The organism is Anabaena sp. UHCC 0451 (assembly GCF_034931405.1).
Classification (GTDB): Bacteria; Cyanobacteriota; Cyanobacteriia; order Cyanobacteriales; family Nostocaceae; genus RDYJ01.
On sequence record NZ_JAYGHA010000015.1, the window covers coordinates 43273 to 65510 of the forward strand.

The window sequence follows — 22238 nt, forward strand, 5'->3', positions numbered from 1 at the left end:
TAGGTGATTGGTAATTGGTAATTGGTAATTGGTAAAAACCTTTTCCCAGTCCCCAATCCCCAATCCCCAGTCCCCAGTCCCCAATCCCCAATACCCAGTCCCCAGTCCCCAGTCCCCAATCCCCAATCCCCAATCCCCAATCCCCAATCCCCTGCTGCCAACAGAAACAACTGAAGATAAGGCATAATGGTTAAAACATAGCTCAAATACAAATTTCCATCCTGAAAACAGCAGCCATCAGGGCTGTAAACTCTGTCCCACTTATTGTTAAATAATTTTGTATGATTGTATCGCAGTCAGGAAATTACCCCATCAACAGCTTGAGTCCCATTGGCATTAGCTGTAACTACAGTAGCCCTAACAACATCGTACCGATGGTGGTAGAACAATCTGGTATGGGAGAAAGGGCTTTTGATATCTACTCACGCTTACTGCGAGAGCGGATTATTTTTTTGGGAACGCCCATAGATGATAATGTAGCCAATTCAATAGTTGCCCAATTGCTATTCCTGGACGCTGAAGATTCAGAAAAGGATATTCAACTTTACATCAATTCTCCTGGTGGCTCAGTTTACGCAGGAATGGCAATTTATGATACTATTCAACAAATACGTCCTGATGTTGTTACCATCTGTTTTGGTCTAGCAGCAAGTATGGGGGCATTTTTGTTAACCGCTGGGACGGCAGGAAAACGGATGTCTTTGCCTGATTCTCGGATTATGATTCACCAACCCCTTGGTGGCGCTCAAGGACAAGCAATTGACATTGAAATACAGGCACGAGAAATTCTTTACATTAAGGGCAACTTGAATCAGTTAATGGCTCATCATACTGGTCAACCCTTAGAAAGAATTGAAGCAGATACAGAACGCGACTTTTTTATGTCAGCAGAAGAAGCAAAGAACTACGGTTTAATCGATCAGGTTATTTCTAGACAAAACCTGCCTTCAGCAGGGGAAACCGTCACCATTCTGAAATAAGAGGCTTGGTATGTCTAAATACGACTCCCATTTAAAATGTTCGTTTTGTGGCAAGTCTCAGGAGCAGGTGCGTAAACTAATCGCGGGTCCGGGAGTCTACATCTGCGATGAATGCGTGGACTTGTGTAATGAAATCCTAGATGAAGAGTTACTTGATACAAGTGGTGCGGCTGCCCAACCTGCACCAAACGCAGAAGCACCTCAAAAACGCCGCACTAATTCTGCCAATCTCTCATTTAACCAAATCCCCAAACCAAGAGAGATTAAAAAATATTTAGATGAACACGTAATTGGTCAGGACGAAGCGAAAAAAGTTTTGTCAGTTGCAGTTTACAACCATTACAAGCGGTTAGCTATTGCTCAGTCTAAAGGTAATGGTAAAGGTGGGGCTGATGATGCGGTAGAACTACAAAAGTCCAATATTTTATTAATGGGACCGACTGGTTGCGGTAAAACCCTGTTAGCGCAAACTCTGGCCAAAATCCTGGATGTACCCTTTGCTGTTGCAGATGCCACAACTCTGACAGAAGCGGGTTATGTTGGGGAAGATGTGGAAAATATCTTGCTGCGACTTTTGCAGGTGGCAGATTTGGATGTGGAGGAAGCACAACGGGGAATTATCTATATTGATGAAATTGATAAAATTGCCCGCAAGAGTGAAAACACTTCCATTACCAGAGATGTTTCTGGGGAAGGGGTACAGCAAGCCCTGTTGAAAATGCTAGAAGGGACAATTGCTAATGTACCACCCCAGGGCGGACGCAAGCATCCTTATCAAGATTGTATCCAGATTGACACCAGTAACATCCTGTTTATCTGTGGTGGTGCGTTTGTGGGTTTGGAAAAAGTCGTAGATCAGAGAGTGGGTAAAAAGTCAATTGGTTTTGTGCAATCAGGGGAAGGGCAATCTAAAGAAAAACGGGCAGCAGATACACTCCGTCATCTGCAACCGGATGATTTGGTGAAATTTGGCATGATTCCCGAATTTATCGGGCGGATGCCAATGGTAGCCGTTGTAGACCCACTGGATGAGGATGCGCTCATGGCGATTCTTACCCAACCACGTAGCGCCTTGGTGAAGCAGTACCAAAAACTGCTGAAGATGGATAATGTCCAATTAGATTTTAAAACAGATGCGTTAAAAGCGATCGCTCAAGAAGCATATCGTCGCAAAACTGGAGCAAGGGCGTTGCGGGGTATTGTGGAAGAATTGATGCTGGATGTGATGTATGAGTTGCCATCTCGTAAAGACGTAACTCGCTGCTCAGTGACGCGGGAAATGGTTGAAAAACGTTCTACTGCTGAACTGATAGTACATCCCTCTTCACTACCTAAACCAGAATCAGCGTAATTGAGGAGTCAGGAGTCAGGAGTCAGGAGTCAGGAGGCAGGAGGCAGAAGGCAGAAGGCAGAAGGCAGAAGGCAGAAGAAGTTCTTTAATTTTGACTGTTCCCTGTTCCCTGTTCCCTGTTCCCTGTTCCCTGTTCCGAATTTTTAATTGTGAAAAATGGCTTATATAAATGTTCGGGGTGTTGAGCATTATTACGAATGGATGAAACAACCATCAGATGTGGTAAAGCCTGTGATGGTTTTTATTCATGGTTGGGCTGGTTCGTCTAGATATTGGCGCAGTACAGCTGAGGCTTTATTAGATAATTTTGATTGTTTGCTGTATGATATGCGGGGTTTTGGGCGTTCTCATGGTAAACCCACTATTAACCAAGCTGCGGAGTCTGTAGTTGAGTCGCAGTCTACCCAGGAAAAAGCTGCGGCTATTGCTGAGTTAAGTTATGAATTAACAGAATATGTGGAAGATTTAGCTGTTTTATTAAATGAGTTAAATCTTAATCGTGTCTATATTAATGCCCATTCAATGGGTGCTTCTGTTGCTACTTTATTTTTTAACCGCTACCCCGAACGAGTGGAAAAGGGGATTTTAACTTGTAGCGGTATTTTTGAATATGACGAAAAAGCCTTTGCTGCTTTTTATAAATTCGGGGGAATGGTAGTTAAATTCCGTCCTAAATGGTTAGGGAAAATACCCTTAGCTGACAGAATGTTTATGGCGAGATTTTTGCATAGTCCTATTCCCAAATCCGAAAGACAAGCTTTTTTACAAGATTTTATTGATGCTGATTATGATGCAGCTATAGGGACAATTTTTACTTCTGTGAGTAAGGAACAAGCGGAATTAATGCCCCATGAGTTTGCTAATTTGACTGTTCCTACGCTGTTGGTAGCGGGAGAATATGACATTATTATTCCGGCAGAGATGGGACGGCACGCAGCATCATTAAATGACAAAGTTGAGTTTGCTTTGATTCCTAATACTGCCCATTTTCCCATGTTGGAAGACCCAAAAACTTACTTGGAAAAGGTGCGCGAGTTTTTGAATAATTGATAATTGCATAGTGTGTTATTTTAGAGGTAAATAGGGGGTAAATTTATGATAGTTACTACTAATTTATCACAACTCTATGAAACTGATGACTATGAATGGTTATTAGCCAATATTGAATTATTAAAACAAGGTAGATTTAATGAATTAGATTTAGAGAATTTAATTGAGGAGTTGGAAGACTTGGGGAATGAAAGGAAAAATGCTGTAGAAAGTTTATTACAGCAAATTATTAGACATTTATTATTATACCAATATTGGCAGATTGAAGTTGAAAGAAATTCTGGACATTGGCAAGCTGAAATTTATAGTTTTCGAGATCAACTAAATGCTAAATTAACAGCAAATTTACGTAATCATTTAGTTGGACAAAGACTAAAAATTTATCAAAGAGCTTTAGGATATGTCCAAAGAAAAACTAATTATGAAGTTGATTTTCCTGAAGAATGTCCTTATACTCTTGAACAGTTGTTAGATATTGATTATTTTGGTTAAATTATATCTTATACCAAGCGATTAAAAATCGCAGCTACACAGACAAAACCCACCTTCGTGGGTTTAATTTCTTTCAGTCCAGGTAGGTGGACTTTGTTTGTATAGTAGCGTTCGCCTTTGGCGTGGCGTAGCCATATTATATTCGCCTTAAACTTTGCTATAATCAAATAATTAGGAGGTGAAAATATGAAAGTTCTGACTAATTTATCACAACTATATGAAATTGATGACTATGAATGGTTATTAGCCAATATTGAATTATTAAAACAAGGGCGTTTTGATGAGTTAGATTTAGAAAATTTAATTGAGGAGTTGGAAGACTTGGGGAATGAAAAGAAAAACGCCGTTGCTAGTCTTTTAGAACAAATTATTAGACATCTTTTATTACTGCAATTTTGGACAGAAGAAGTAGAAAGAAATGGTCATCATTGGCAAGCGGAAATTGTCAGTTTTAGAAACCAATTAAAACGCCGTTTAACTGGTAATTTACGTAATTATTTATCTCAAGAAATGCTAGATATTTATGCTGATGCTTTAAAATATGTCCAGGTAAAAACTAAGTTTAAAGTGGATTTTCCTAAACAATGTTCTTATTCTCTTGAACAGTTGTTAGATGTTGATTATTTTGGGTGATTGGGAATTGGTGAAATAAGAGGTGAAGTTATGAGTGTAATGAGTAATTTGGAGTATTTACAACAACTCTATGAAACTGATGACCATTTGTGGTTATTAGAAACTATTGAATTATTAAAACAAAGACGTTTTGATGATTTAGATTTACAGAACTTAATTGAGGAGTTGGAATCATTGGCAAAAAGAGATCAACATAAAGTTAAAAGTTTACTGGAACAAATTATAAGACATCTTTTATTACTGCAATTTTGGCAGGAAGAATATGATAGGAATAAAAATCATTGGCGTTCAGAAATTAGAAGTTTTCGAGTACAGTTAAAAGATAGATTAACAACTAATCTGTATAATTATTTGAGTTCTATTTTTACAACTGTTTATCAAGATGCTTTGGGTTATGTTCAGGAAAAAACAGGTTTTAATGTGAATTTTCCCCCACAATGTCCTTATTCTCTTGAACAGTTGTTAGATATTGATTATTTTGGTTAATAGAAATCCAGAAATCCAGTTTGAAAAGCGATTATAAATCGCGGCTACACAGACAAAACCCACCTATTCCTTCGGAACGCTCCGCGAACGTGGGTTCAGAAGCCTTGATTTTTCATTAGTCCACGTATCCCTTACGGGACCGAAGGAATAGGTGGACTTCGCTTGTGTAGTAGCGTATCCCTAACGGGAACCGGAGGCATCTTTATATTCGCTTTTCAAACATCCTCTCATAGCTAAAGTCTGTTAAAACCGACTATTTTATATATACCAGGAGTGTGTTTTATGAAATTCAATCGCAGTCAAGTTAAAAAATATCTGCAATTATCTGATTTTACATCTCTATTTATTGAAGAATTGGGTTGGGATTATGCTGAAACTTCTCCCATTTATTTAACTGTAGATGAAGAAAATTATACCATAGAAGCTACTGCCCAAAAACGCGGGATGATGGTTTATCATTGTGTTTCTGATAAGGGGATTTTACCTATTTCTAAAATTAGAAAAAAGATTGATACAGAAATTACAAGTTATAGTCAAGAACATTTAATTATTTATACTGATAAAAACCAAGAAAAACAAGTTTGGCAATGGGTAAAAAGAGAATCTGTAACTAAAACCAAAAGCAAAGAAACTACTTTTAATATTACTCAATCTGGAGAGTTATTAACTCAAAAATTAGAATCTTTATTTATTGATTTTGCTGAGGAAGAAAGTTTAACTTTAACTGACGTTACTAAACGCACTCAAAACGCTTTTGATATTGATAAGGTTACTAAAAAGTTTTTTGATGATTTCCAGTTAGAACATCGGAAATTTGTTACCTTTATTCAAGGAATAGATAATTTAAAAGATGCTAATTGGTACGCTTCGGTAATTTTGAATCGGTTGATGTTTATCTATTTTCTCCAGAAAAAGGGATTTTTAGATCATGGTAATACTAATTATTTACAAGATAAGTTAAAAATTAGTCAAACTAGAGGTACAGATTTATATTATCAAGAGTTTCTCACAACTTTGTTTTTTGATGGTTTTGGTAAAAGTGAGAAGTTCCGTAAAGATGAAACTCCCGCTTTAATTGGCAAGATTAAATATATCAATGGTGGTTTATTTTTACCCCATATTATTGAGGAGAAATATCACGGTAAAATTACCATTAGTGATGCTGGTTTTGAAGATATATTTAAGTTATTTTCTGGTTATACTTGGCATTTAGATGATACTCCAAGCGGTAAGGATGATGAAATTAATCCTGATGTTTTAGGGTATATTTTTGAGAAGTATATTAACCAAAAGGAGTTTGGGGCTTATTACACTAAACCGGAAATTACTAATTATCTTTGTGAACGGACTATTAATAAATTTATTAGTGAGAAAATTGGTAATGTTCAGGTTTTTGAACATCTGAATAATCAATTGTGTCAGCAATTATTAGATGATGTTTTACCTCAACTTTCAATTTTAGATCCTGCTTGTGGTAGTGGGGCGTTTTTGGTGGCTGCTTTACAACATTTAATTAAGATTTATACGGCGATTTTTGACTTTATTCAAGTTTCGGGAAATGAGTCAAATCAAGCTAGATTAAGTAAGATTAAAAAAGATCATCCTTCTTTAGATTATTACATCAAAAAACGGGTAATTACAGATAATCTCTATGGTGTGGATATCATGGAGGAAGCGGTGGAAATTGCAAAGTTACGCTTGTTTTTAAGTTTGGTTGCTTCTGCGAAAACTGTTGATGATTTAGAACCTTTACCTAATGTTGATTTTAACATTATGGCAGGTAATTCTTTAATTGGTTTAATTCGGGTTGATAATGAACGTTTTGATATTCAGGGAAATCTGAAAAATCCTGATATTTTACAACTATTAAATGCTAGGAAGTATCAAGATATTTTAAATGAAAAAAATGAAAGTATTAGGAAGTATAAGGAACACGCTTTTATTATCGGAGAGGTTGAAGGAACTGAACAAGAAGATCGTTTAGAAAGTTTGAGACATCATATTCATGATGTTAACCGAGAATCAATGATTAAGTTAAATGAATTGTTATTAAAAGAGTTTGGGAATTTAAAGATTAAATATGAGGAAGTGCAGTTAAAGGGAAAAGCTACTAAACGGGTTTTAAATATTGCTGATATGGAAGGGTTAAAACCTTTTCATTGGGGTTATCATTTTGATCAAATTATTGCTAAAGGTGGTTTTGATATTATTTTAGGTAATCCTCCTTGGGAAACTTTTCAACCTAATGGAAAAGAATTCTTTTCTCAATATAGTGACAATATTTTTAAAAATAAAATGTCTTTAAAGGAATTTAAACATGAAATTGATAAATTATTAGTCAATGAGGATATTAAAAATAATTGGCTACAATATCAAAGTAATTTTGTTCACACAAGAGAATATTTTAGAGTTGCTGAACAATATCAAAATCAAGTTCCTATTATTGATGGGAAAAGACATGGTAAAGATATTAATTTATATAAGTTGTTTGTAGAACAATGTTTAAATTTACTTTCTCCACATGGTGAATGTGGTTTGGTTATTCCTAGCGGTATTTATACTGATTTAGGATGTAAGCAATTGCGAGAAATGTTATTTTCTCAAACTAAGATAACTGGTTTATTCTGTTTTGAAAATAGAAAAGCTATTTTTGAAGGTGTTGATAGTCGGTTTAAGTTTGTGGTTTTGACTTTTGAAAATGGCAATAAAACTTTATCTTTTCCTGCTAAGTTTATGCGTCATGATGTAGGAGAGTTAAATAGTTTTCCTGATAATGATTGTATGAATATTTCTGTCGATTTAATTAAACAGTTATCCCCTGATTCTCTTTCGGTAATGGAGTTTAAATCTGATTTAGATATTGTCATAGCTGAAAAAATGAGTCGGTTTCCTTTGTTGGGTGAAGAAATTCAGGATAAATGGAATTTAGAATTACATCGTGAATTTAATATGACTGATGATGCTTATTTGTTTAAAACTGAACCAGAAAAGGGAAGATTACCTTTATATGAAGGGAAAATGATTCATCAATTTACCCATCAATGGAGTCAACCTAAATATTGGATAAATGAATCAGAAGCAAGAAAAGCATTTTTGAAAAAAAAGCAACATGATACAAACATAAAATTAGATTATCAGTATTATCGTTTTGCTTATCGTGCAATTGCTAGAAATACAGATATTCGTACTTTAATTGGAAGTATTGTTCCTAAAAATGTCTTTTGTGGTAATTCGTTAAATTTAGCAACGCCCAATTTCAATACTAAAGAACTATTAGTAATTTCTACTTTACTCAACAGTTTTGTTGTTGATTTCGCTTTGCGTCAAACAGTTTCTGCGAACATTAATATGTTCTACATTTATCAATTACCCGTACCCAGATTAACAGAAAAAGACGCATATTTTAACGAAATAGTAGAACGTGCGGCCAAACTAATATGTACAACACCAGAATATGATGAATTAGCGAAAGAAGTTGGTTTAGAAAGTCATAAAAACGGAATTACAGACGAGAGAGAAAGAGGGAAAATCCGCGCAGAATTAGATGGAATAATTGCCCATTTATATGGGTTAACAGAAGGGGAATTTAGTCATATATTGAGTACCTTTCCTATTGTTGCAGAAACGGTGAAAGATGCGGCTTTAAAGGCTTATCGGGAATTACAAGATCCCCGACTTCTTAACTAAATCTGGTGGATAAATGATAAATTAATCATAGAAGTCGGGGATCTGAATTAACCTCATATTAAAAGTTTATTCCTTGCGATCGCAAAATTTCCTCTAAATATTCTACTCTTTTTCTTTCTTGATCAGCACGTTGTTTTTCTTCATCAGCGCGTTGTTTTTCAATTGCTACTTTTTCATCTCCTATTAATAGAAGTTGTCCTTTTTCATCACACCATCTTAACCATTGATAGTTTTTCCCTTCAAATTCTCCTTCCCAAACAATTAAACCTAAACCTACTCCTTCTAACCAATTTGTAGATAATAATTGATAATTAACACCTATTAATTGATAGATGTAAAGATTTGATTTTCCTAAATAATAGAAAGGATCAAAAACCACATAATAACCTACTCTCGCTTGGGTATAATCTTTTAATTTAGTTCCTAATTCATTTCCCACTTTATTAGAAACTATTTCAATAACTATTTCTGGAGATTTACCAAAATTCCAAGTAAAATAAGATTGATCTTTTTTCTCTGACCAATCTTCTGGTAAAGTAACTTCTAAACTTAACATAATATCAGGAACAAGGGGAGGTTTATTCGCTGCATAAAATAAACCTACATTAGCAGTAGCTAAAAATGGTTCACTAACATTAAAAGAACTATAAAGAGAAGAAACTAATAAACGTTGTTGTTTTTCAGAAATTAAATTATCCACTGGTTCTCCATCATCAATAATCGCATCCGTTAGATCAGGAATAGCAGGTTTTTCAAAATCATCAGGACTAGGTTTACGATTGGTAATTTCTGAGGTTAAAGATTGAGTCATTATAGAATACTCCTGGGAGTAAGGGAGACAATATCTTATGTTAATTATTATATCATTTGATTGTTAATGATGAGAAAATTAAGTTGTAATTAGTTACATTTATTGAACTATTTAGGGCATAACAAGTATAAACAATACGTAATTAATAAAATCTTGAATAAACTTTATGCTCAACTGTCAAGAGGTAGAATCTATGTTAGGAATCACACTCAAGCAAACAAGAGTTTATCAAGAAATTAAAGAAGAAGGCCGGGAAGAAGGAAAAGAAGAAGGACGAGAAGAAGGACGAGAAGAAGGACTAGAGGAAGCAACTTTTAATTTAGTCATGCGACTGTTGAGTAAGCGGTTTGGTAAAATATCGCCGAAAATACGCGGTTCTGTTGCTGGTTTATCCTTACATATTTTAGAAGAGTTGAGTGAAGCATTATTAGATTTTAAGAATGTGGATGATTTACTTGCTTGGTTAGCAAAAGTTGCAGATTAAGATTTGATGATAATTAAAGATCCCCGACTTCTTTGATAAATCTTGTGAATAAATGATAAATTGATGATAGAAGTCGGGGATCTGGAAATGTGTTATAATATCTAAATTAGTAAAATGTTTAAGGAGTTAAAAAAATGAAACGAGAAAAACTAATCACTTTTTTAAAAGATCATGCAGTAGAGATTCGAGGTTATGGTGTAAAATCTCTCGGTTTATTTGGTTCGGTAGCGAGAGATGAAGCGACGCTTAAAAGTGATATTGATTTATTAGTAGAGTTTGAGGGAAAAGTGACATTTGACTGTTATATGGATTTAAAATTTTTTCTGGAGGATAGTTTAGGATATCCAGTAGATGTAGTTAGTAAAAAGATGTTAAAACCTCAAATTAGAGATGTAGTTGAATCAGAGGTTATCTATGTCTCGTAGTCTCAGATTGTATTTTGATGATATTTTAAATAGTTGCAATAAAGTTTTACGATATACGGAAGGTATGGAATATGCTCAGTTTTTTGAAGATGAATTAAGGTTTGATGCTGTACTGCGAAATCTGCAAATCATCGGGGAAGCAATTAAGCAAGTACCGATGGAAACTAGAGAGCGATATCCTTCAGTAGAATGGCGGAAAATAGCAGGTTTAAGAGATGTTTTAGCTCATGCTTATTTCAGTCTAGAAAATGAAACAATTTGGGATATCGTGCAGAATAAAGTTCCTATACTGCAAGCACAAATTGAGGATATTTTTCAACAAGAATTTGGTAATTAATAAAAACTATGCCCCGGATTTTTGATAATATTAATGATCAACTATTACCTATACTCAAAAAAAGCCTCCAATCTGCCAATAGGGCTGATTTTTGTGTGGGTTATTTTAACTTGCGAGGATGGAAATTAATACAAGAGGAAATTGAACAATTTAGCGGAGGAGAAAATAATAGTTGTCGGTTATTAATTGGAATGCAAAAACTCCCCAAAGATGAACTACAGGAAATGTTAGGTTTAGGAATATCTCATAAACCTATAGATACAAGTAAATCTTTGCAACTACAAAAACGCATAGTTCATGAATTTCGACAACAATTAATGATCGGAAAACCAAATAATGCTGATGAATTGGGTTTAAAAAGACTTAAATCACAATTAAAATCTCAAAAAGTAATTGTTAAACTCTATTTACGTCATCCTCTCCACGCGAAATTATATTTAGTTCCTCAAAATCATGCCAATTTACCCGCTATCGGTTTTTTAGGAAGTAGTAATTTAACCTTTTCAGGATTATCAGCACAAGGAGAATTGAATGTAGATATATTAGATCATGATGCTACCAATAAATTACAAACTTGGTTTAATGAACGCTGGGAAGATAGATTTTGTTTAGATATTTCTGACCAATTAGCAGATATTATAGATGAAAGTTGGGCAACAGACAAGTTAATTGATCCTTATTATGTGTATCTGAAAATGGCTTATCATCTCTCTCAAGAAGCGCGAGATGGTTTGAGTCAATATCAAATCCCTTCTGATTTTCAATTATTTCCTTTTCAAGCAGCAGCGGTGAAAATAGCCGCGCATTACGTTAACCGTCGTGGTGGGGTGATGGTTGGTGATGTGGTAGGATTAGGAAAGACATTAGTAGGAACAGCAATAGCGAAAATTATCGAAGAAGATTTTGGCATTAGTACCTTAATTATTTGTCCTAAAAATCTCGTTTCTATGTGGGAAAAATATCGAGAAGAATATGGTTTAAGAGGTGCAGTAATTTCTATTAGTAAAGTTACTAAAATCTTACCCACAATTCCCGCGCGTTTTCGGTTAGTCTTAATAGATGAAAGTCATAATTTAAGAAATAGAGATGGACAACGTTATGCAGCTATTAAAGAATATATAGAACAAAGCGGAAGTCGTTGTATTTTACTTACCGCAACTCCCTATAATAAAAGCTATTTTGACTTATCTGCACAGTTGCGTTTATTTATTCCTGAATCCAAAGATTTAGGAATTAAACCAGAACATTTAATTAGAGAATTGGGGAATGAAAAAGAATTTAAACGCAAATATCCCCAAACTGATATGCGAACTTTAGCAGCATTTGAAAAAAGCGAATCTTTTGAAGATTGGCAACAATTAATGAATCGTTATATGATTAGAAGAACTCGCAGTTTTATTAAAAATAATTATGCTGATACAGATCCTCTGAATGGACGCAAATATTTACAATTTACTGATGGTACTCGTTCATATTTTCCGGTGCGGATTCCTAAAACTGCTAAATTCACTATTAGTAATACCGAAAATGATCACTATGGAAAATTATATGCTAGTGAAGTTGTCGAAATTATCAATTCTCTCTCTTTACCCCGTTACGGTTTAGGAAATTATACTTTAGATAAATATAAACAACCTCCCACAGCAACAGAACAACAAATTTTAAATGGTTTATCTCGTGCGGGAAGAAGGTTAATGGGTTTTTGTCGCACGAATTTATTTAAAAGATTAGAAAGTAGTGGTATTGCTTTTTTAGAATCTTTAGAACGTCACATTTTACGAAATTATGTTTATTTACATGGGTTAGAAAATCAGTTAGATATTCCTATTGGTACACAAGATGCCGAGTTTTTAGATACTTATAATAATGATGAAGATGCTGATAGTGTTAATTCTACAGCTTTAGATTTTGAAATAGCTGATGATGATAATGATGAAACTGAGGAAATTAGTTTTGCAAGTTTAAATAATAAAGAAGCAGAATATAAACGCCAAGCACAAGCTATTTATGAACTTTATCAAAGTAAATATCCAAAACGGTTTAAATGGTTAAATTCTCGATTATTTAATGCTGAATTAAAAAAACATTTACAGGAAGATGCTTTATCATTATTAAAATTATTAAATAACTGTGGAGAATGGAATTATCAACAAGATCAAAAATTTCAAACTTTGCAAAAATTAGTCACAGAAACTCATGCAGATGAGAAGATTTTGATTTTTACTCAATTTGCTGATACAGCACGTTATTTACAAGAGTCTTTAGAAAAAGCAAATATTCCCCAAACTGCATTAGTCACCGGGAAAATTAATGATCCGACAACCTTAGCATATCGTTTTAGTCCAGAAAGTAACAAACAAAATATTCCCCAAAAACAACAAATTAGAATTTTAATTGCTACGGATGTTTTAAGTGAAGGTCAAAATTTACAAGATTGTCGGATAATTATTAATTATGACTTACCTTGGGCAATTATTCGTTTAATTCAAAGAACAGGAAGAGTTGATAGAATCGGCCAAAAAGCTTCGGAAATTCTCTGTTATTCCTTTTTACCTGCGGAGGGAGTCGAAGAGTTAATCAATCTGCGCGGAAGATTGGGGGAAAGATTACAACAAAATGCTAATGTAGTGGGAACAGATGAATTATTTTTTGAAGATACTCTTTCCTATCAAGAAATACTTGATCTTTATCATGAGAAATCAGGTATTTTAGATGAAGCAGAAGAAGGAGAAGTTGATCTGACTTCAGAAGCTTTTCAAATTTGGAAAAATGCTATAGATGCTGATCCGAGTTTAGAAAAAATCATCAAAAATCTGCCTAACGTCATCTATTCTACTCGCTATCATCAAGAAACAAATTTAGATCCTGAAGGGGTGTTAATGTATCTTAGAACTGCTGATGGTACAGATGCTTTAGCGTGGATAAATAGGGAAGGAAAAAGTGTTACTCAATCACAAATGAGAATTTTAAGAATGGCTAGATGTAATAGGGATACACCACCTTTAGAAAAGCATCCTCAACACCATGAAATTGTCTCCCAAGGGGCTGATTTAGTATTAGAACAACAAAAATCAACTGGAGGACAATTAGGAAGCTCTAAAAGCGCAAGATATAGAACATATTATAAATTAGATAATTATATTAAGAAAACAGAGATTAAAACACCTTTATTTACATTAGGAGAAGATTGGTTAACTTTGAAAAAGGCTGTTGAAGAAATCTATCTTTATCCATTAAAAGAAACCACTGTTGTGAAAATTAATCGACAGTTGAAAAGTGGTATTAGTGATGAACAATTAGCGACAATGATTATCTCTTTGCGTGATAATAATTCACTGTGTATTATTCATCCTGAAGACTCACAACAAGAAGCGCAAATCATTTGTTCATTAGGGTTATTTTCAGGAGAATAGACGACAGGATGCAGAGTAGGGGCGAAGCATTCGGGCGTTCAATTATCATTTTTTTCCAAGTCTATTTTCCAAATGCTTCGCCCTACGACATTTACGGGCGAAGCATTCGGGCGTTCAATTATCATTTTTTCCAAGTCTATTTTCCAAATGCTTCGCCCCTACGATTCCTCTTAAATTAAACCCAATTCACGTTTGAGTAAATTAATTGATAGAGAACCAATGTAGTTTTCACAGCGAATTAGTTTAGGTGGACGAATCAGGTCTTCTGCGACTATTTGCATTGTTGATTGTGCGGTAGAATGACTGACTTGATCTGTGCAAAAAATTATTTCTGAGCGTTTAACTATAGCATTTAGTTTATAAGCATCCTTGGGTTGAGAAGTCATGACTAATAATTCATCTCCCCGCAAACCGTGCAGTATGATTTCTGTAGCTCTAAGAATGCCTGGACTAAGACTGATGATGCCAATGCAACTAGATTTGAGCAGACCTTTGACAAGATTAAGTTCTTTACCATAGTCATGAATATCTAGAGGAATGACGCGGACGGCTTTGGGTGCAGCGATCGCTTCCACTTCTCCGATAAAATAACGACTAGTGACTAATGTGGCAGAAGTAGTTTGTTCCAGTACCGCAGCTAATTCTTCCATCGCTACGAGTTGGACAGGAATTTCTAGAGATTCTTCCAATTCATCAACCATCAATTCCCCAGCACCAATATCTTGTAATGGGACTACTACCAGCACCCTAGCACTACAACGCAAACGCCAGTCAACTTCTGCGAGAAATAACTCCCGTGCTTGGTTGAGAGAACAACCTTGACCTAGTAATTCATCTAAAGTTTCTTGAACTACTTTGTATGCTTCAGGATATTGCTTGAGAATTGGCAATTGTAACCGACTACCACTCTCATGGCCTTGAGTGCGGACATAAATTCCTGAACCTGCCTGACTTTCAACAAATCCTTCTTCTTCCAACTGACGGTAAACTTTACTAATGGTATTGCGATGTAATCCGGTTTGCATAGCTAATGCCCGTGTGCTGGGCAATTTATACGCAGGTGGATACTGCCCGGAGGCGATCGCAAAGCGAATTTGATTAAATAGTTGACTAGATGCTGGGATTTCACTGTCTGGCTGAATACGGAATTGAATCATTACCAATTCTCCTAATTAGTGGTAGCTGCACTTAACTATCTGTGTATACTACCTGTTAAATATATGATTTATTTCTGAAATTGCTCTAGGGGGAAATAGCTAATAGGACTTACATAAGTTTCACACCAAAAATCTGTTGTAGGGTGCGTCAGATATCAGGAATCTGTTTATTTGCAGAGTTTATGCTGTCTGACGCACCCTACCAATGTGCCAGTTGCGTAAGTCCTGGCTAATATACTCACTTTTGTTAATTGATAAGTTGGTTGAAAATAGCCTGAAGACACTGGCATAGTTATATCAAAGAATTAGATAATATTGGGGAAAATTATGATGACAGAGCAAGCAATAGAAACTAAAAAAGTTAAACTTTCCCAAGATGATTGTCAAATAGATGCCTATTTAGCAACACCAACCGCACCAGGTAATTACCCAGGAATTGTAGTTTTACAGGAAATTTTTGGCGTTAACGTTCACATTCGGGATGTAACAGAACGGATTGCTAAATTGGGGTATGTAGCGATCGCTCCTGCACTTTTTCAACGTCAAGCACCGGGCTTTGAAACAGGTTACACTGCTGAAGATATTGAAATCGGGAGAAAATACGCCTGGTCACAAACCACAGCCTCACAACTGTTGAGCGATATTCAAGCAGCTATAAACTACCTGAAAACCCTGCCCGAAGTCAAAAAAGATGGCTTTGGCTGTATTGGCTTCTGTTTTGGTGGTCATGTAGCCTACCTAGCAGCCACCCTTTCTGATATTAAAGCCACTGCATCCTTTTATGGTGCTGGGATTACCACCCGCACCCCCGGAGGTGGAAACCCCACTATCACCCGCAGTAGAGAGATTTCAGGGACTATTTACGCCTTCTTTGGTGTGGACGATGCCAGCATTCCCCAAGAACAAGTGGACGAAATTGCAGGAGAATTAAAAAAATATAACATTTCTCATCGTCTGTTTCGCTACGATGGATCTGATCACGGATTTTTCTGTGACCGTCGTGCCAGCTATAATCCTAAAGCTGCGGCTGATGCTTGGGAGCAAGTACAACAACTTTTTAGTCAACTGCTCTAACAATCTCACCGGTCCTTAGTCAGTAGTTGGTAGAAAACAACTGACCACTGACAAATAACAATTTACCTTCAAAAGTCATGAATTCCGAATCAAAACCTTCTCAAACAGCCAACTCGTCTTTTTCAATGGACGATTTTGCCAAAGCACTGGAAAAACACGACTACCAATTTCAAAAGGGACAAGTCGTACATGGTAAGGTGTTTCAACTTGACCATGATGGCGCTTATGTGGATATTGGTGGCAAGTCGTCCGCTTTTCTGCCCCGCGATGAGGCTTCATTGAGAGCAGTAACTGATTTATCGGAAGTGCTACCGATGAATGAGGAACTAGAGTTTTTGATTATCCGGGATCAGGATGCGGAAGGTCAAGTTACCCTTTCTCGCAAGCAGTTGGAAATTCAGCACAATTGGGAGCGACTGCTAGAAATGCAGGAAAATTCCCAGACTGTCCAAGTGCGGGTTATGGGTGTAAATAAAGGTGGTGTCACTGTGGATGTTCTCTCTTTACGGGGTTTTATTCCGCGATCGCACCTAGCCGAGCGTGATAACCTAGAAGCTCTCAAAGGTCAAAATCTCACCGTTGGCTTTTTGGAAGTTAATCGCAACACAAATAAACTCATTCTTTCCCAACGTTTAGCCACTCGTTCTAGTAATTTCAGTTTATTAGCAGTCGGTCAGTTGGTAGAAGGAAAAGTTACGGGAATTAAGCCTTTTGGTGTATTTGTAGATTTAGATGGCATGAGTGCTTTACTACATATCAAACAAGTCAGCCAAAAATTTATTGACTCTTTAGAAAAAGTCTTTCAAATCGGTCAACAAATTAAAGCTGTAATTATTGATTTAGATGAAGGGAAAGGTCGAGTTGCTATCTCTACCAGAGTATTAGAAAACTACCCCGGTGAAGTGGTAGAAAATATGGCAGAGGTGATGAGTTCAGCAGAAGCTCGTGCTAACCGTGCAGCTAATAAATCGGCAGAATAAGTGATTGGGGATTGGGGATTGCTATTTCTTGGTAAGTATTCAACTATAGTAATCGTTCATATCCAGATCCCCGACTTCTGAGAGTAATTTATCATTTATGGACACAATAAATAAAAGAAGTCGGGGATCTGATCGCCTTACCATAAAGCAATTAAAAATAATACAGCGCCAATCCCTCTATGGTGAAGGCTGACGCTGTACTGCTTTATACTTATCTGTTATCAGTTAGGGTCTTTATTTGCTTGACCCAATGTTATTAATACTTATAATCTCCGATTTTTCAGAAAACTCTAGATTTCTTAAGTATTTCTTTAGGTTTACTTTTGTAACGATTTATCAATGTTTATTAATTGTTGTGTGCTTGGAAGTAATAGAAGCACCGAGTATTTCTGATACCCAAACTTCAAAGTTACGAATAGGATGAGAACGGAGGACAGCATCAGCATGAACAATTGGTTCAACTAAAATACTAAACATTCCTAAGCGATTACCTACTATGATATCAGTAAATAAGCGATCGCCTACCATTCCCACTTGATGTGCAGGTAAATTCATTCCTGTCAATGCTGCCTTAATTTTACGGCGTGAGGGTTTAGCCGCACCCAGATAATAAGGGATATTAAGAGAATTGGCAATACTACCAATTCGCGCTTCACTTAAATTATTGCTGACCAACCACAATGCCGCAAAGCTACGGATTTCTTCTACCCATTGTTGTAATTCTGGGGAAGCTGCACTCGCAGTAATTGGTACTAAAGTGTCATCTACATCCAACACCAATCCTTTTAGCCCATATTGTTGGATAATATCTGGTGTCAGGTTTAGCACTGAACCGTCTAAAGTCAAGTCAGGTTGTAAGAGATTATTCCAAGTCATAATAATTGATACAGCAGAATTCAGGAGTAGAACCCTATGGTGACATAGCTTTGGGATGAAATTTTGTACATTATGTACTTACAATATGCTTTAATTCGTAAACAAAATACCACTGCCAATCACAGTATAAGATTAGCAATGGCAAAATTAGTTTTCAGTTATGAATTATTCAACCTGATTAAACAGATGTTCTTCTAATAAAGGTTGAACTTTCCGAAATTCTTCAGGAGAGAGTAATTCAGGCTTACCTGTTTTGGTAATTCGGGCAAAAAATAGCAGCGGGTCGAGGGGTGTATAAACTGCATACTCCTGATTCTGATGATAAAAACTGGCAAGTAGCTGTAGTTGTTCTGGTTCTAAATCTGCTTCTTGATCTTCATCTTCGATTTCGAGGGTAAAAATTTCCGATTCTTCTACTGGCGGCAACTCACCTACTACTGTCAAAGCATAAGCAGTATTTCTAATAATTAGATTCTGCTCAGAAAGAACTGCTTGTGCGGTACTAAAAAGTTCATCAATTGTGGCATCATCTTCCACCAAAATTGCTTCTTCTTCTTCACCGTCACCTTGCCAAGCAAAAATTTCTATGGGGGAGTCAACAGGTAGAAGTAAAATATATTCCTGCCCGTCTACGGAAAGTGAATGCTCAACATAACATTCGAGCGATCGCCCTTTTTCATCTGTCAAAGTAATAGCAGCAGCGTCAGTACGATCATTTTCTTCAGAAAATTCAGAGGAATACATAGTCATAATATGTAAATTTATCAATATCCCTAACTATGGAATTTATTGAACTGTTTTATGGTATCTAATGTCAACATTTTTCTGTGATTTTCTATATTTTTAACTATTGAACACTATATCACGTTCACAGGTATCAATCTTCAAAAAATCCTACGGATCTGTTAGAGGTATTACGTCTAGCATCTAACCACTGTTGCAAAATCAAAGCTGCGGCCTTACGGTCAATCAGTCCCTTATGACGTGATGGCGAGCGATTTTCTGCAATTAGCAGTTGTTCAGCTTGAAAAGAAGTTAATCGCTCATCCACATATTCCACAGGTAGTTTCAGAGCCTGAGTTAACCTATTTGTAAATTTTTGGACGTGACGAGCTTGAAACCCCAGCGAGCCATCCATTGTATAAGGTAGACCAACCACCAGAAGTTGCACTTGGCGCTCTTTCACAATTTGCTGTATTTTTTCCACATCTTCCGGGAAGGATTTGCGCTCAATTGTAGTGAGACCCGTGGCAATCAAACCAGTACCATCGCATCCAGCCAGGCCAATGCGTTTACTACCAACATCAACCCCCAAGGCTGATATAAAAGATTTTGATGGCGACTCAAGTATCACCTAATTATTCTCCTGCTGTGCCTCTGGTGGTTCAGATGGGCGAGATTTATCCAGATTATGAGATTGAGATTTTTGATGGCCAAAAACAACAATTTCCGACTTAGTTGGGACTGGACGGTCTGAAGTGGGCTGTTGTTTAGGAATCCATGACATTCCCCCTGGGATGGGTTTACGTGCTGGTTGTAGTCCTTGCAACACTTCTGTCCACTGAATTCCTTCCAAAGAAACCAATTTCGATTCCCGGATTTTATGCCAAACTGAGCGCGACATAATCAGGGTATGCTCAATGCGCTTGGCAGCAATTCTTTCCAAATATTCTTCCCGCTCTGGCTGATAATCTGAAGATGCTAATTGTAAACCCTGTTGGGGAAAATCCTGAGCGATGCGGGCTAATTGAGACAACAATTCTGGATACAACCAAGTATAAGCTGGGTGAACCGTCAGAGTCGCTACATGAGGATTTTCACCTTTGCGGTCAAGTTGCACCTGAAAATAGCCAATAGCTGCTTTGCGCTGGGGTTCAAATACGTAACCGCTGACAACTTCTGTTTTTGTCACCCATTGCTTGAAAGCATCAGAGAGAACGCCGAATAAACTGGTTTTGAAGTCATGGGTGTGGCGGTCAAACACCTGGCGTACTAAAGGCGGCATGGATGCTGTATCTAGTTGATACAACAATGGCGCATCGGCATTACTGACTGGTAAGAGGTTGGGTAAGTCTGGCTCGGCTTGTGCTAATTCCCGCAGTAACTCTGGGCTAATTTCCCAGTAGGTCATTTCTGCTAACCGCTGAAATCCATTTTGCCGATAAAGAGCTAGGGCTTCAATGTCATTAATATTAACTTCTAGTAGCCAGGTACGAGCTTCTAAAATTGATTCAAAACAATGCCTAAGTAGTTGTGAGCCTACCCCTTGCTTATCAGCAGTCCGGGCTAACATCACCCTGTCAATTCGCCAAGTGCTGCGGGTACGGTTGAACGGTGACACTTGAATCATCCCCAGCAGCATCCGTCCTTGCTCGGCGACAAATCCACAGAAGCGATACTGAAATGGGTTGGGAAACCAACTCAAAAACTTGAGTAAGCCAAACCAATGACGCAGCCATTGCATGGTAAAAAAGCTGCCCTTGGGAGATAGGTCTGCGAATGAATCTTGTGTTAGGTGTTCAATACCGTCTAGATCACGATATTGGACGGGACGAATTACGACGCTGAGATTTCGAGGAAGTAGTGAATTCATTTTAATTCAAGCCGCCATTTAGCCTTTACTAATTGCCAGGGGTAAGATATTGCTGCAATAATTATCTTAACGGCTTTTCTGTTCTAGCTATTGCTCCAAAAGAGTGATTTTCGCAACTACATACCGAAAAAAGCAGAAAAAGTAGAAATTGTGATTATACCATTGGCATAGACACAATCATATCTGCTTCTATTTTATGATTTTTTTGTGAAATTTTTCTATAATTTAGAATCGGTTCTATAAACCTTGACGAGAAGCCAGCTTTTCAAAGTTGGCTTGGGTTTGATGAAGTAACTGGTGGCGACTATCTTCTTGTATCTGTTTGAGGGCTGGAAGCAGGTTGCGAGCTTGGAGTGTCATGTGCAACTGTAAATGCGCCACATATTCACTGATATCTTGGTTTTCTACAGATGCCCCCGTTAATACGTTTGATTTCATTGCCACTGTGTTCTCCTTGATTCAGTCTTGTACAAATTTATAACATGACCAAAATCTATCATATTTGTTTTACTTAGCTTGTTGATTTGCAATGAACTGTAATAGTTGGGGACTAGGGACTGGTAATTGGGAAGATGGGGAGAATAATTAATTACCAATTACCACTGATAACTATCACCACTTCTCTACCCAATAGACAATTTCTGAAGTTGAATTATCAATAGCGACTCCATAGCTATGACCATGATTCCATTTAAAGCCGGGTTGACCTTGATCCTGCGCCTTTAGTACCAATATTTGATATGTATTCGGAAAGGCTTCAGTCCTGGATTTACTAGTATAAAAAAAAGTAGTGGGTACGCCATTCGTTTGTTTACTATGGTCGTTTGTATCACCTCCCTGATATTGATGTTCTGCAATTTTACTGTACTGTAAAAGTAATTTTTGAATCTGCTCTGGAGGCTGTTGCAAACGGATTTGAAAAAAACTACTTCCTGGGATTAAGCCAGGAGAGTAAGCCATAGAGACGGACTTAACACCACTTGGAATCTCAACAGGGAAATGTTTTATTTGATTAATATCAGGCCACTGATGATTGCGAATTTCTTGATAGCGTGATATATCAGTAATTATCTGTGCTGTTTGAGTATTGTTTGAAGTTTTTGTGAAGAGAAAACTTCCCGAAATTACACTGAAACTACCCACGGAGAATAAGCTAACTGTAGCGATTTTGACCAATAAAGATTGCTGCATTTAGTTAAGTGAATCTAGCTGGTAGATTAATATCCCAACTAATCAAACAACCGTCATGATAATTTTAAATCTATCGCTAGCAAGATTAAATAATTTTTAGAAGTCAGCAGTCAGAATGCTTGATAGATACAGATTTTTACAATAAATGTTTTGTTCAAATTATCACCCTCCTAGCTTTAGCTCAAGTTAATTAGTAAAATGAGTGACAATAAATCAGG

22 protein-coding genes are annotated in these 22238 nt (G+C 36.6%); 13 read left to right on the plus strand and 9 right to left on the minus strand.

The genetic code is table 11. The features are described from left to right. The coding region (locus VB694_RS12220) for a hypothetical protein (RefSeq protein WP_323360592.1) at positions 1-206 on the minus strand (206 nt) is incomplete at its 3' end. Positions 207-281: 75 nt separating this feature from the next. Here VB694_RS12220 and clpP point away from each other — a divergent pair. The 7 genes from clpP to VB694_RS12255 all read left to right on the plus strand — a co-directional run bounded on the left by clpP (position 282) and on the right by VB694_RS12255 (position 8679). Continuing rightward, complete coding sequence (gene clpP / locus VB694_RS12225) at positions 282-980, plus strand: ATP-dependent Clp endopeptidase proteolytic subunit ClpP (protein WP_323360593.1); 699 nt, start codon at positions 282-284, stop codon at positions 978-980. Positions 981-990: 10 nt separating this feature from the next. Beyond that, complete coding sequence (clpX, locus tag VB694_RS12230; RefSeq protein WP_323360594.1) at positions 991-2331, plus strand: ATP-dependent protease ATP-binding subunit ClpX; 1341 nt, start codon at positions 991-993, stop codon at positions 2329-2331. Between the two features lie 156 nt (positions 2332-2487). Beyond that, complete coding sequence (locus VB694_RS12235) at positions 2488-3381, plus strand: alpha/beta hydrolase (protein WP_323360595.1); 894 nt, start codon at positions 2488-2490, stop codon at positions 3379-3381. 45 nt (positions 3382-3426) lie between these two features. Continuing rightward, on the plus strand, positions 3427-3873 hold the full coding sequence (locus tag VB694_RS12240; protein ID WP_323360596.1) for a DUF29 domain-containing protein: 447 nt from the start codon (positions 3427-3429) through the stop codon (positions 3871-3873). A gap of 186 nt (positions 3874-4059) precedes the next feature. Continuing rightward, positions 4060-4506, plus strand: a complete 447-nt coding sequence (locus tag VB694_RS12245) for a DUF29 domain-containing protein (protein WP_323360597.1) — start codon at positions 4060-4062, stop codon at positions 4504-4506. Positions 4507-4545: 39 nt separating this feature from the next. Next, positions 4546-4992 (plus strand): DUF29 domain-containing protein, encoded by a 447-nt coding sequence (locus VB694_RS12250; RefSeq protein ID WP_416233482.1) that lies wholly within the window; start codon positions 4546-4548, stop codon positions 4990-4992. A gap of 282 nt (positions 4993-5274) precedes the next feature. Further along, the gene (locus VB694_RS12255; protein ID WP_323360599.1) at positions 5275-8679 is read left to right on the plus strand and encodes an Eco57I restriction-modification methylase domain-containing protein; all 3405 of its coding nucleotides are present in this window, start codon (positions 5275-5277) and stop codon (positions 8677-8679) included. 58 nt (positions 8680-8737) lie between these two features. Here the strand turns inward: VB694_RS12255 and VB694_RS12260 are convergent, their stop codons facing one another. Beyond that, positions 8738-9490, minus strand: coding sequence for a Uma2 family endonuclease (locus VB694_RS12260; RefSeq protein ID WP_323360600.1), 753 nt, complete (start codon positions 9488-9490; stop codon positions 8738-8740). A 193-nt stretch (positions 9491-9683) separates the two neighbouring features. On the opposite strand from VB694_RS12260, the gene VB694_RS12265 reads away from it, so the two are divergent. The 4 genes from VB694_RS12265 to VB694_RS12280 all read left to right on the plus strand — a co-directional run bounded on the left by VB694_RS12265 (position 9684) and on the right by VB694_RS12280 (position 14149). Next, entirely contained in the window at positions 9684-9974 is a 291-nt protein-coding gene (locus tag VB694_RS12265; protein WP_323360601.1) for a DUF4351 domain-containing protein, read from the plus strand. A 134-nt stretch (positions 9975-10108) separates the two neighbouring features. After that, the gene (locus VB694_RS12270; RefSeq protein WP_323360602.1) at positions 10109-10399 is read left to right on the plus strand and encodes a nucleotidyltransferase family protein; all 291 of its coding nucleotides are present in this window, start codon (positions 10109-10111) and stop codon (positions 10397-10399) included. Further along, positions 10389-10736, plus strand: a complete 348-nt coding sequence (locus tag VB694_RS12275; RefSeq protein WP_323360603.1) for a DUF86 domain-containing protein — start codon at positions 10389-10391, stop codon at positions 10734-10736. The genes VB694_RS12270 and VB694_RS12275 overlap by 11 nt, the downstream gene beginning before the upstream one ends. An 8-nt stretch (positions 10737-10744) precedes the next feature. Next, a complete protein-coding gene (locus VB694_RS12280; RefSeq protein ID WP_323360604.1) occupies positions 10745-14149 on the plus strand; it encodes a helicase-related protein in 3405 nt (1134 codons plus the stop codon). 170 nt (positions 14150-14319) lie between these two features. Here the strand turns inward: VB694_RS12280 and VB694_RS12285 are convergent, their stop codons facing one another. After that, positions 14320-15306, minus strand: coding sequence for a GntR family transcriptional regulator (locus VB694_RS12285; protein WP_323360605.1), 987 nt, complete (start codon positions 15304-15306; stop codon positions 14320-14322). A 330-nt stretch (positions 15307-15636) separates the two neighbouring features. On the opposite strand from VB694_RS12285, the gene VB694_RS12290 reads away from it, so the two are divergent. Continuing rightward, positions 15637-16380: a dienelactone hydrolase family protein gene (locus VB694_RS12290; RefSeq protein ID WP_323360673.1), complete on the plus strand. Its 744-nt coding sequence runs from the start codon at positions 15637-15639 to the stop codon at positions 16378-16380. A gap of 77 nt (positions 16381-16457) precedes the next feature. Then, positions 16458-17360, plus strand: coding sequence for a S1 RNA-binding domain-containing protein (locus VB694_RS12295; protein WP_323360606.1), 903 nt, complete (start codon positions 16458-16460; stop codon positions 17358-17360). Positions 17361-17696: 336 nt separating this feature from the next. Here the strand turns inward: VB694_RS12295 and VB694_RS12300 are convergent, their stop codons facing one another. From VB694_RS12300 to VB694_RS12325, 6 genes are all read right to left on the minus strand, one after another. Next, complete coding sequence (locus VB694_RS12300; RefSeq protein ID WP_323360607.1) at positions 17697-18236, minus strand: YqeG family HAD IIIA-type phosphatase; 540 nt, start codon at positions 18234-18236, stop codon at positions 17697-17699. Positions 18237-18401: 165 nt separating this feature from the next. Further along, on the minus strand, positions 18402-18980 hold the full coding sequence (locus VB694_RS12305; protein ID WP_323360674.1) for a DUF3727 domain-containing protein: 579 nt from the start codon (positions 18978-18980) through the stop codon (positions 18402-18404). Positions 18981-19113: 133 nt separating this feature from the next. Next, positions 19114-19587, minus strand: coding sequence for a Holliday junction resolvase RuvX (gene ruvX / locus VB694_RS12310; RefSeq protein ID WP_416233483.1), 474 nt, complete (start codon positions 19585-19587; stop codon positions 19114-19116). Positions 19588-19590: 3 nt separating this feature from the next. Further along, positions 19591-20829, minus strand: coding sequence for a GNAT family N-acetyltransferase (locus tag VB694_RS12315; RefSeq protein WP_323360609.1), 1239 nt, complete (start codon positions 20827-20829; stop codon positions 19591-19593). Between the two features lie 237 nt (positions 20830-21066). Further along, positions 21067-21267 (minus strand): hypothetical protein, encoded by a 201-nt coding sequence (locus VB694_RS12320; RefSeq protein ID WP_323360610.1) that lies wholly within the window; start codon positions 21265-21267, stop codon positions 21067-21069. Positions 21268-21441: 174 nt separating this feature from the next. Further along, positions 21442-22020 carry a hypothetical protein gene (locus VB694_RS12325; RefSeq protein ID WP_323360611.1) on the minus strand — a complete coding sequence of 193 codons (579 nt, stop codon included), beginning with the start codon at positions 22018-22020 and terminating at the stop codon, positions 21442-21444. Positions 22021-22238 lie beyond the last annotated feature (218 nt).

Bases quoted from the DNA above. Each gene is read 5' to 3' on its own strand.
- VB694_RS12300 (WP_323360607.1), bottom strand. From the start codon at position 18,236: ATGACTTGGAATAATCTCTTACAACCTGACTTGACTTTAGACGGTTCA.
- VB694_RS12260 (WP_323360600.1), bottom strand. From the start codon at position 9,490: ATGACTCAATCTTTAACCTCAGAAATTACCAATCGTAAACCTAGTCCT.
- VB694_RS12265 (WP_323360601.1), top strand. From the start codon at position 9,684: ATGTTAGGAATCACACTCAAGCAAACAAGAGTTTATCAAGAAATTAAA.
- VB694_RS12280 (WP_323360604.1), top strand. From the start codon at position 10,745: ATGCCCCGGATTTTTGATAATATTAATGATCAACTATTACCTATACTC.
- VB694_RS12325 (WP_323360611.1), bottom strand. From the start codon at position 22,020: ATGCAGCAATCTTTATTGGTCAAAATCGCTACAGTTAGCTTATTCTCC.
- VB694_RS12240 (WP_323360596.1), top strand. From the start codon at position 3,427: ATGATAGTTACTACTAATTTATCACAACTCTATGAAACTGATGACTAT.
- clpP (WP_323360593.1), top strand. From the start codon at position 282: ATGATTGTATCGCAGTCAGGAAATTACCCCATCAACAGCTTGAGTCCC.
- clpX (WP_323360594.1), top strand. From the start codon at position 991: ATGTCTAAATACGACTCCCATTTAAAATGTTCGTTTTGTGGCAAGTCT.
- VB694_RS12320 (WP_323360610.1), bottom strand. From the start codon at position 21,267: ATGAAATCAAACGTATTAACGGGGGCATCTGTAGAAAACCAAGATATC.
- VB694_RS12295 (WP_323360606.1), top strand. From the start codon at position 16,458: ATGAATTCCGAATCAAAACCTTCTCAAACAGCCAACTCGTCTTTTTCA.
- VB694_RS12245 (WP_323360597.1), top strand. From the start codon at position 4,060: ATGAAAGTTCTGACTAATTTATCACAACTATATGAAATTGATGACTAT.
- VB694_RS12255 (WP_323360599.1), top strand. From the start codon at position 5,275: ATGAAATTCAATCGCAGTCAAGTTAAAAAATATCTGCAATTATCTGAT.
- VB694_RS12315 (WP_323360609.1), bottom strand. From the start codon at position 20,829: ATGAATTCACTACTTCCTCGAAATCTCAGCGTCGTAATTCGTCCCGTC.
- VB694_RS12285 (WP_323360605.1), bottom strand. From the start codon at position 15,306: ATGATTCAATTCCGTATTCAGCCAGACAGTGAAATCCCAGCATCTAGT.
- VB694_RS12270 (WP_323360602.1), top strand. From the start codon at position 10,109: ATGAAACGAGAAAAACTAATCACTTTTTTAAAAGATCATGCAGTAGAG.
- VB694_RS12250 (WP_416233482.1), top strand. From the start codon at position 4,546: ATGAGTAATTTGGAGTATTTACAACAACTCTATGAAACTGATGACCAT.
- VB694_RS12305 (WP_323360674.1), bottom strand. From the start codon at position 18,980: ATGTATTCCTCTGAATTTTCTGAAGAAAATGATCGTACTGACGCTGCT.
- VB694_RS12290 (WP_323360673.1), top strand. From the start codon at position 15,637: ATGACAGAGCAAGCAATAGAAACTAAAAAAGTTAAACTTTCCCAAGAT.
- VB694_RS12275 (WP_323360603.1), top strand. From the start codon at position 10,389: ATGTCTCGTAGTCTCAGATTGTATTTTGATGATATTTTAAATAGTTGC.
- VB694_RS12235 (WP_323360595.1), top strand. From the start codon at position 2,488: ATGGCTTATATAAATGTTCGGGGTGTTGAGCATTATTACGAATGGATG.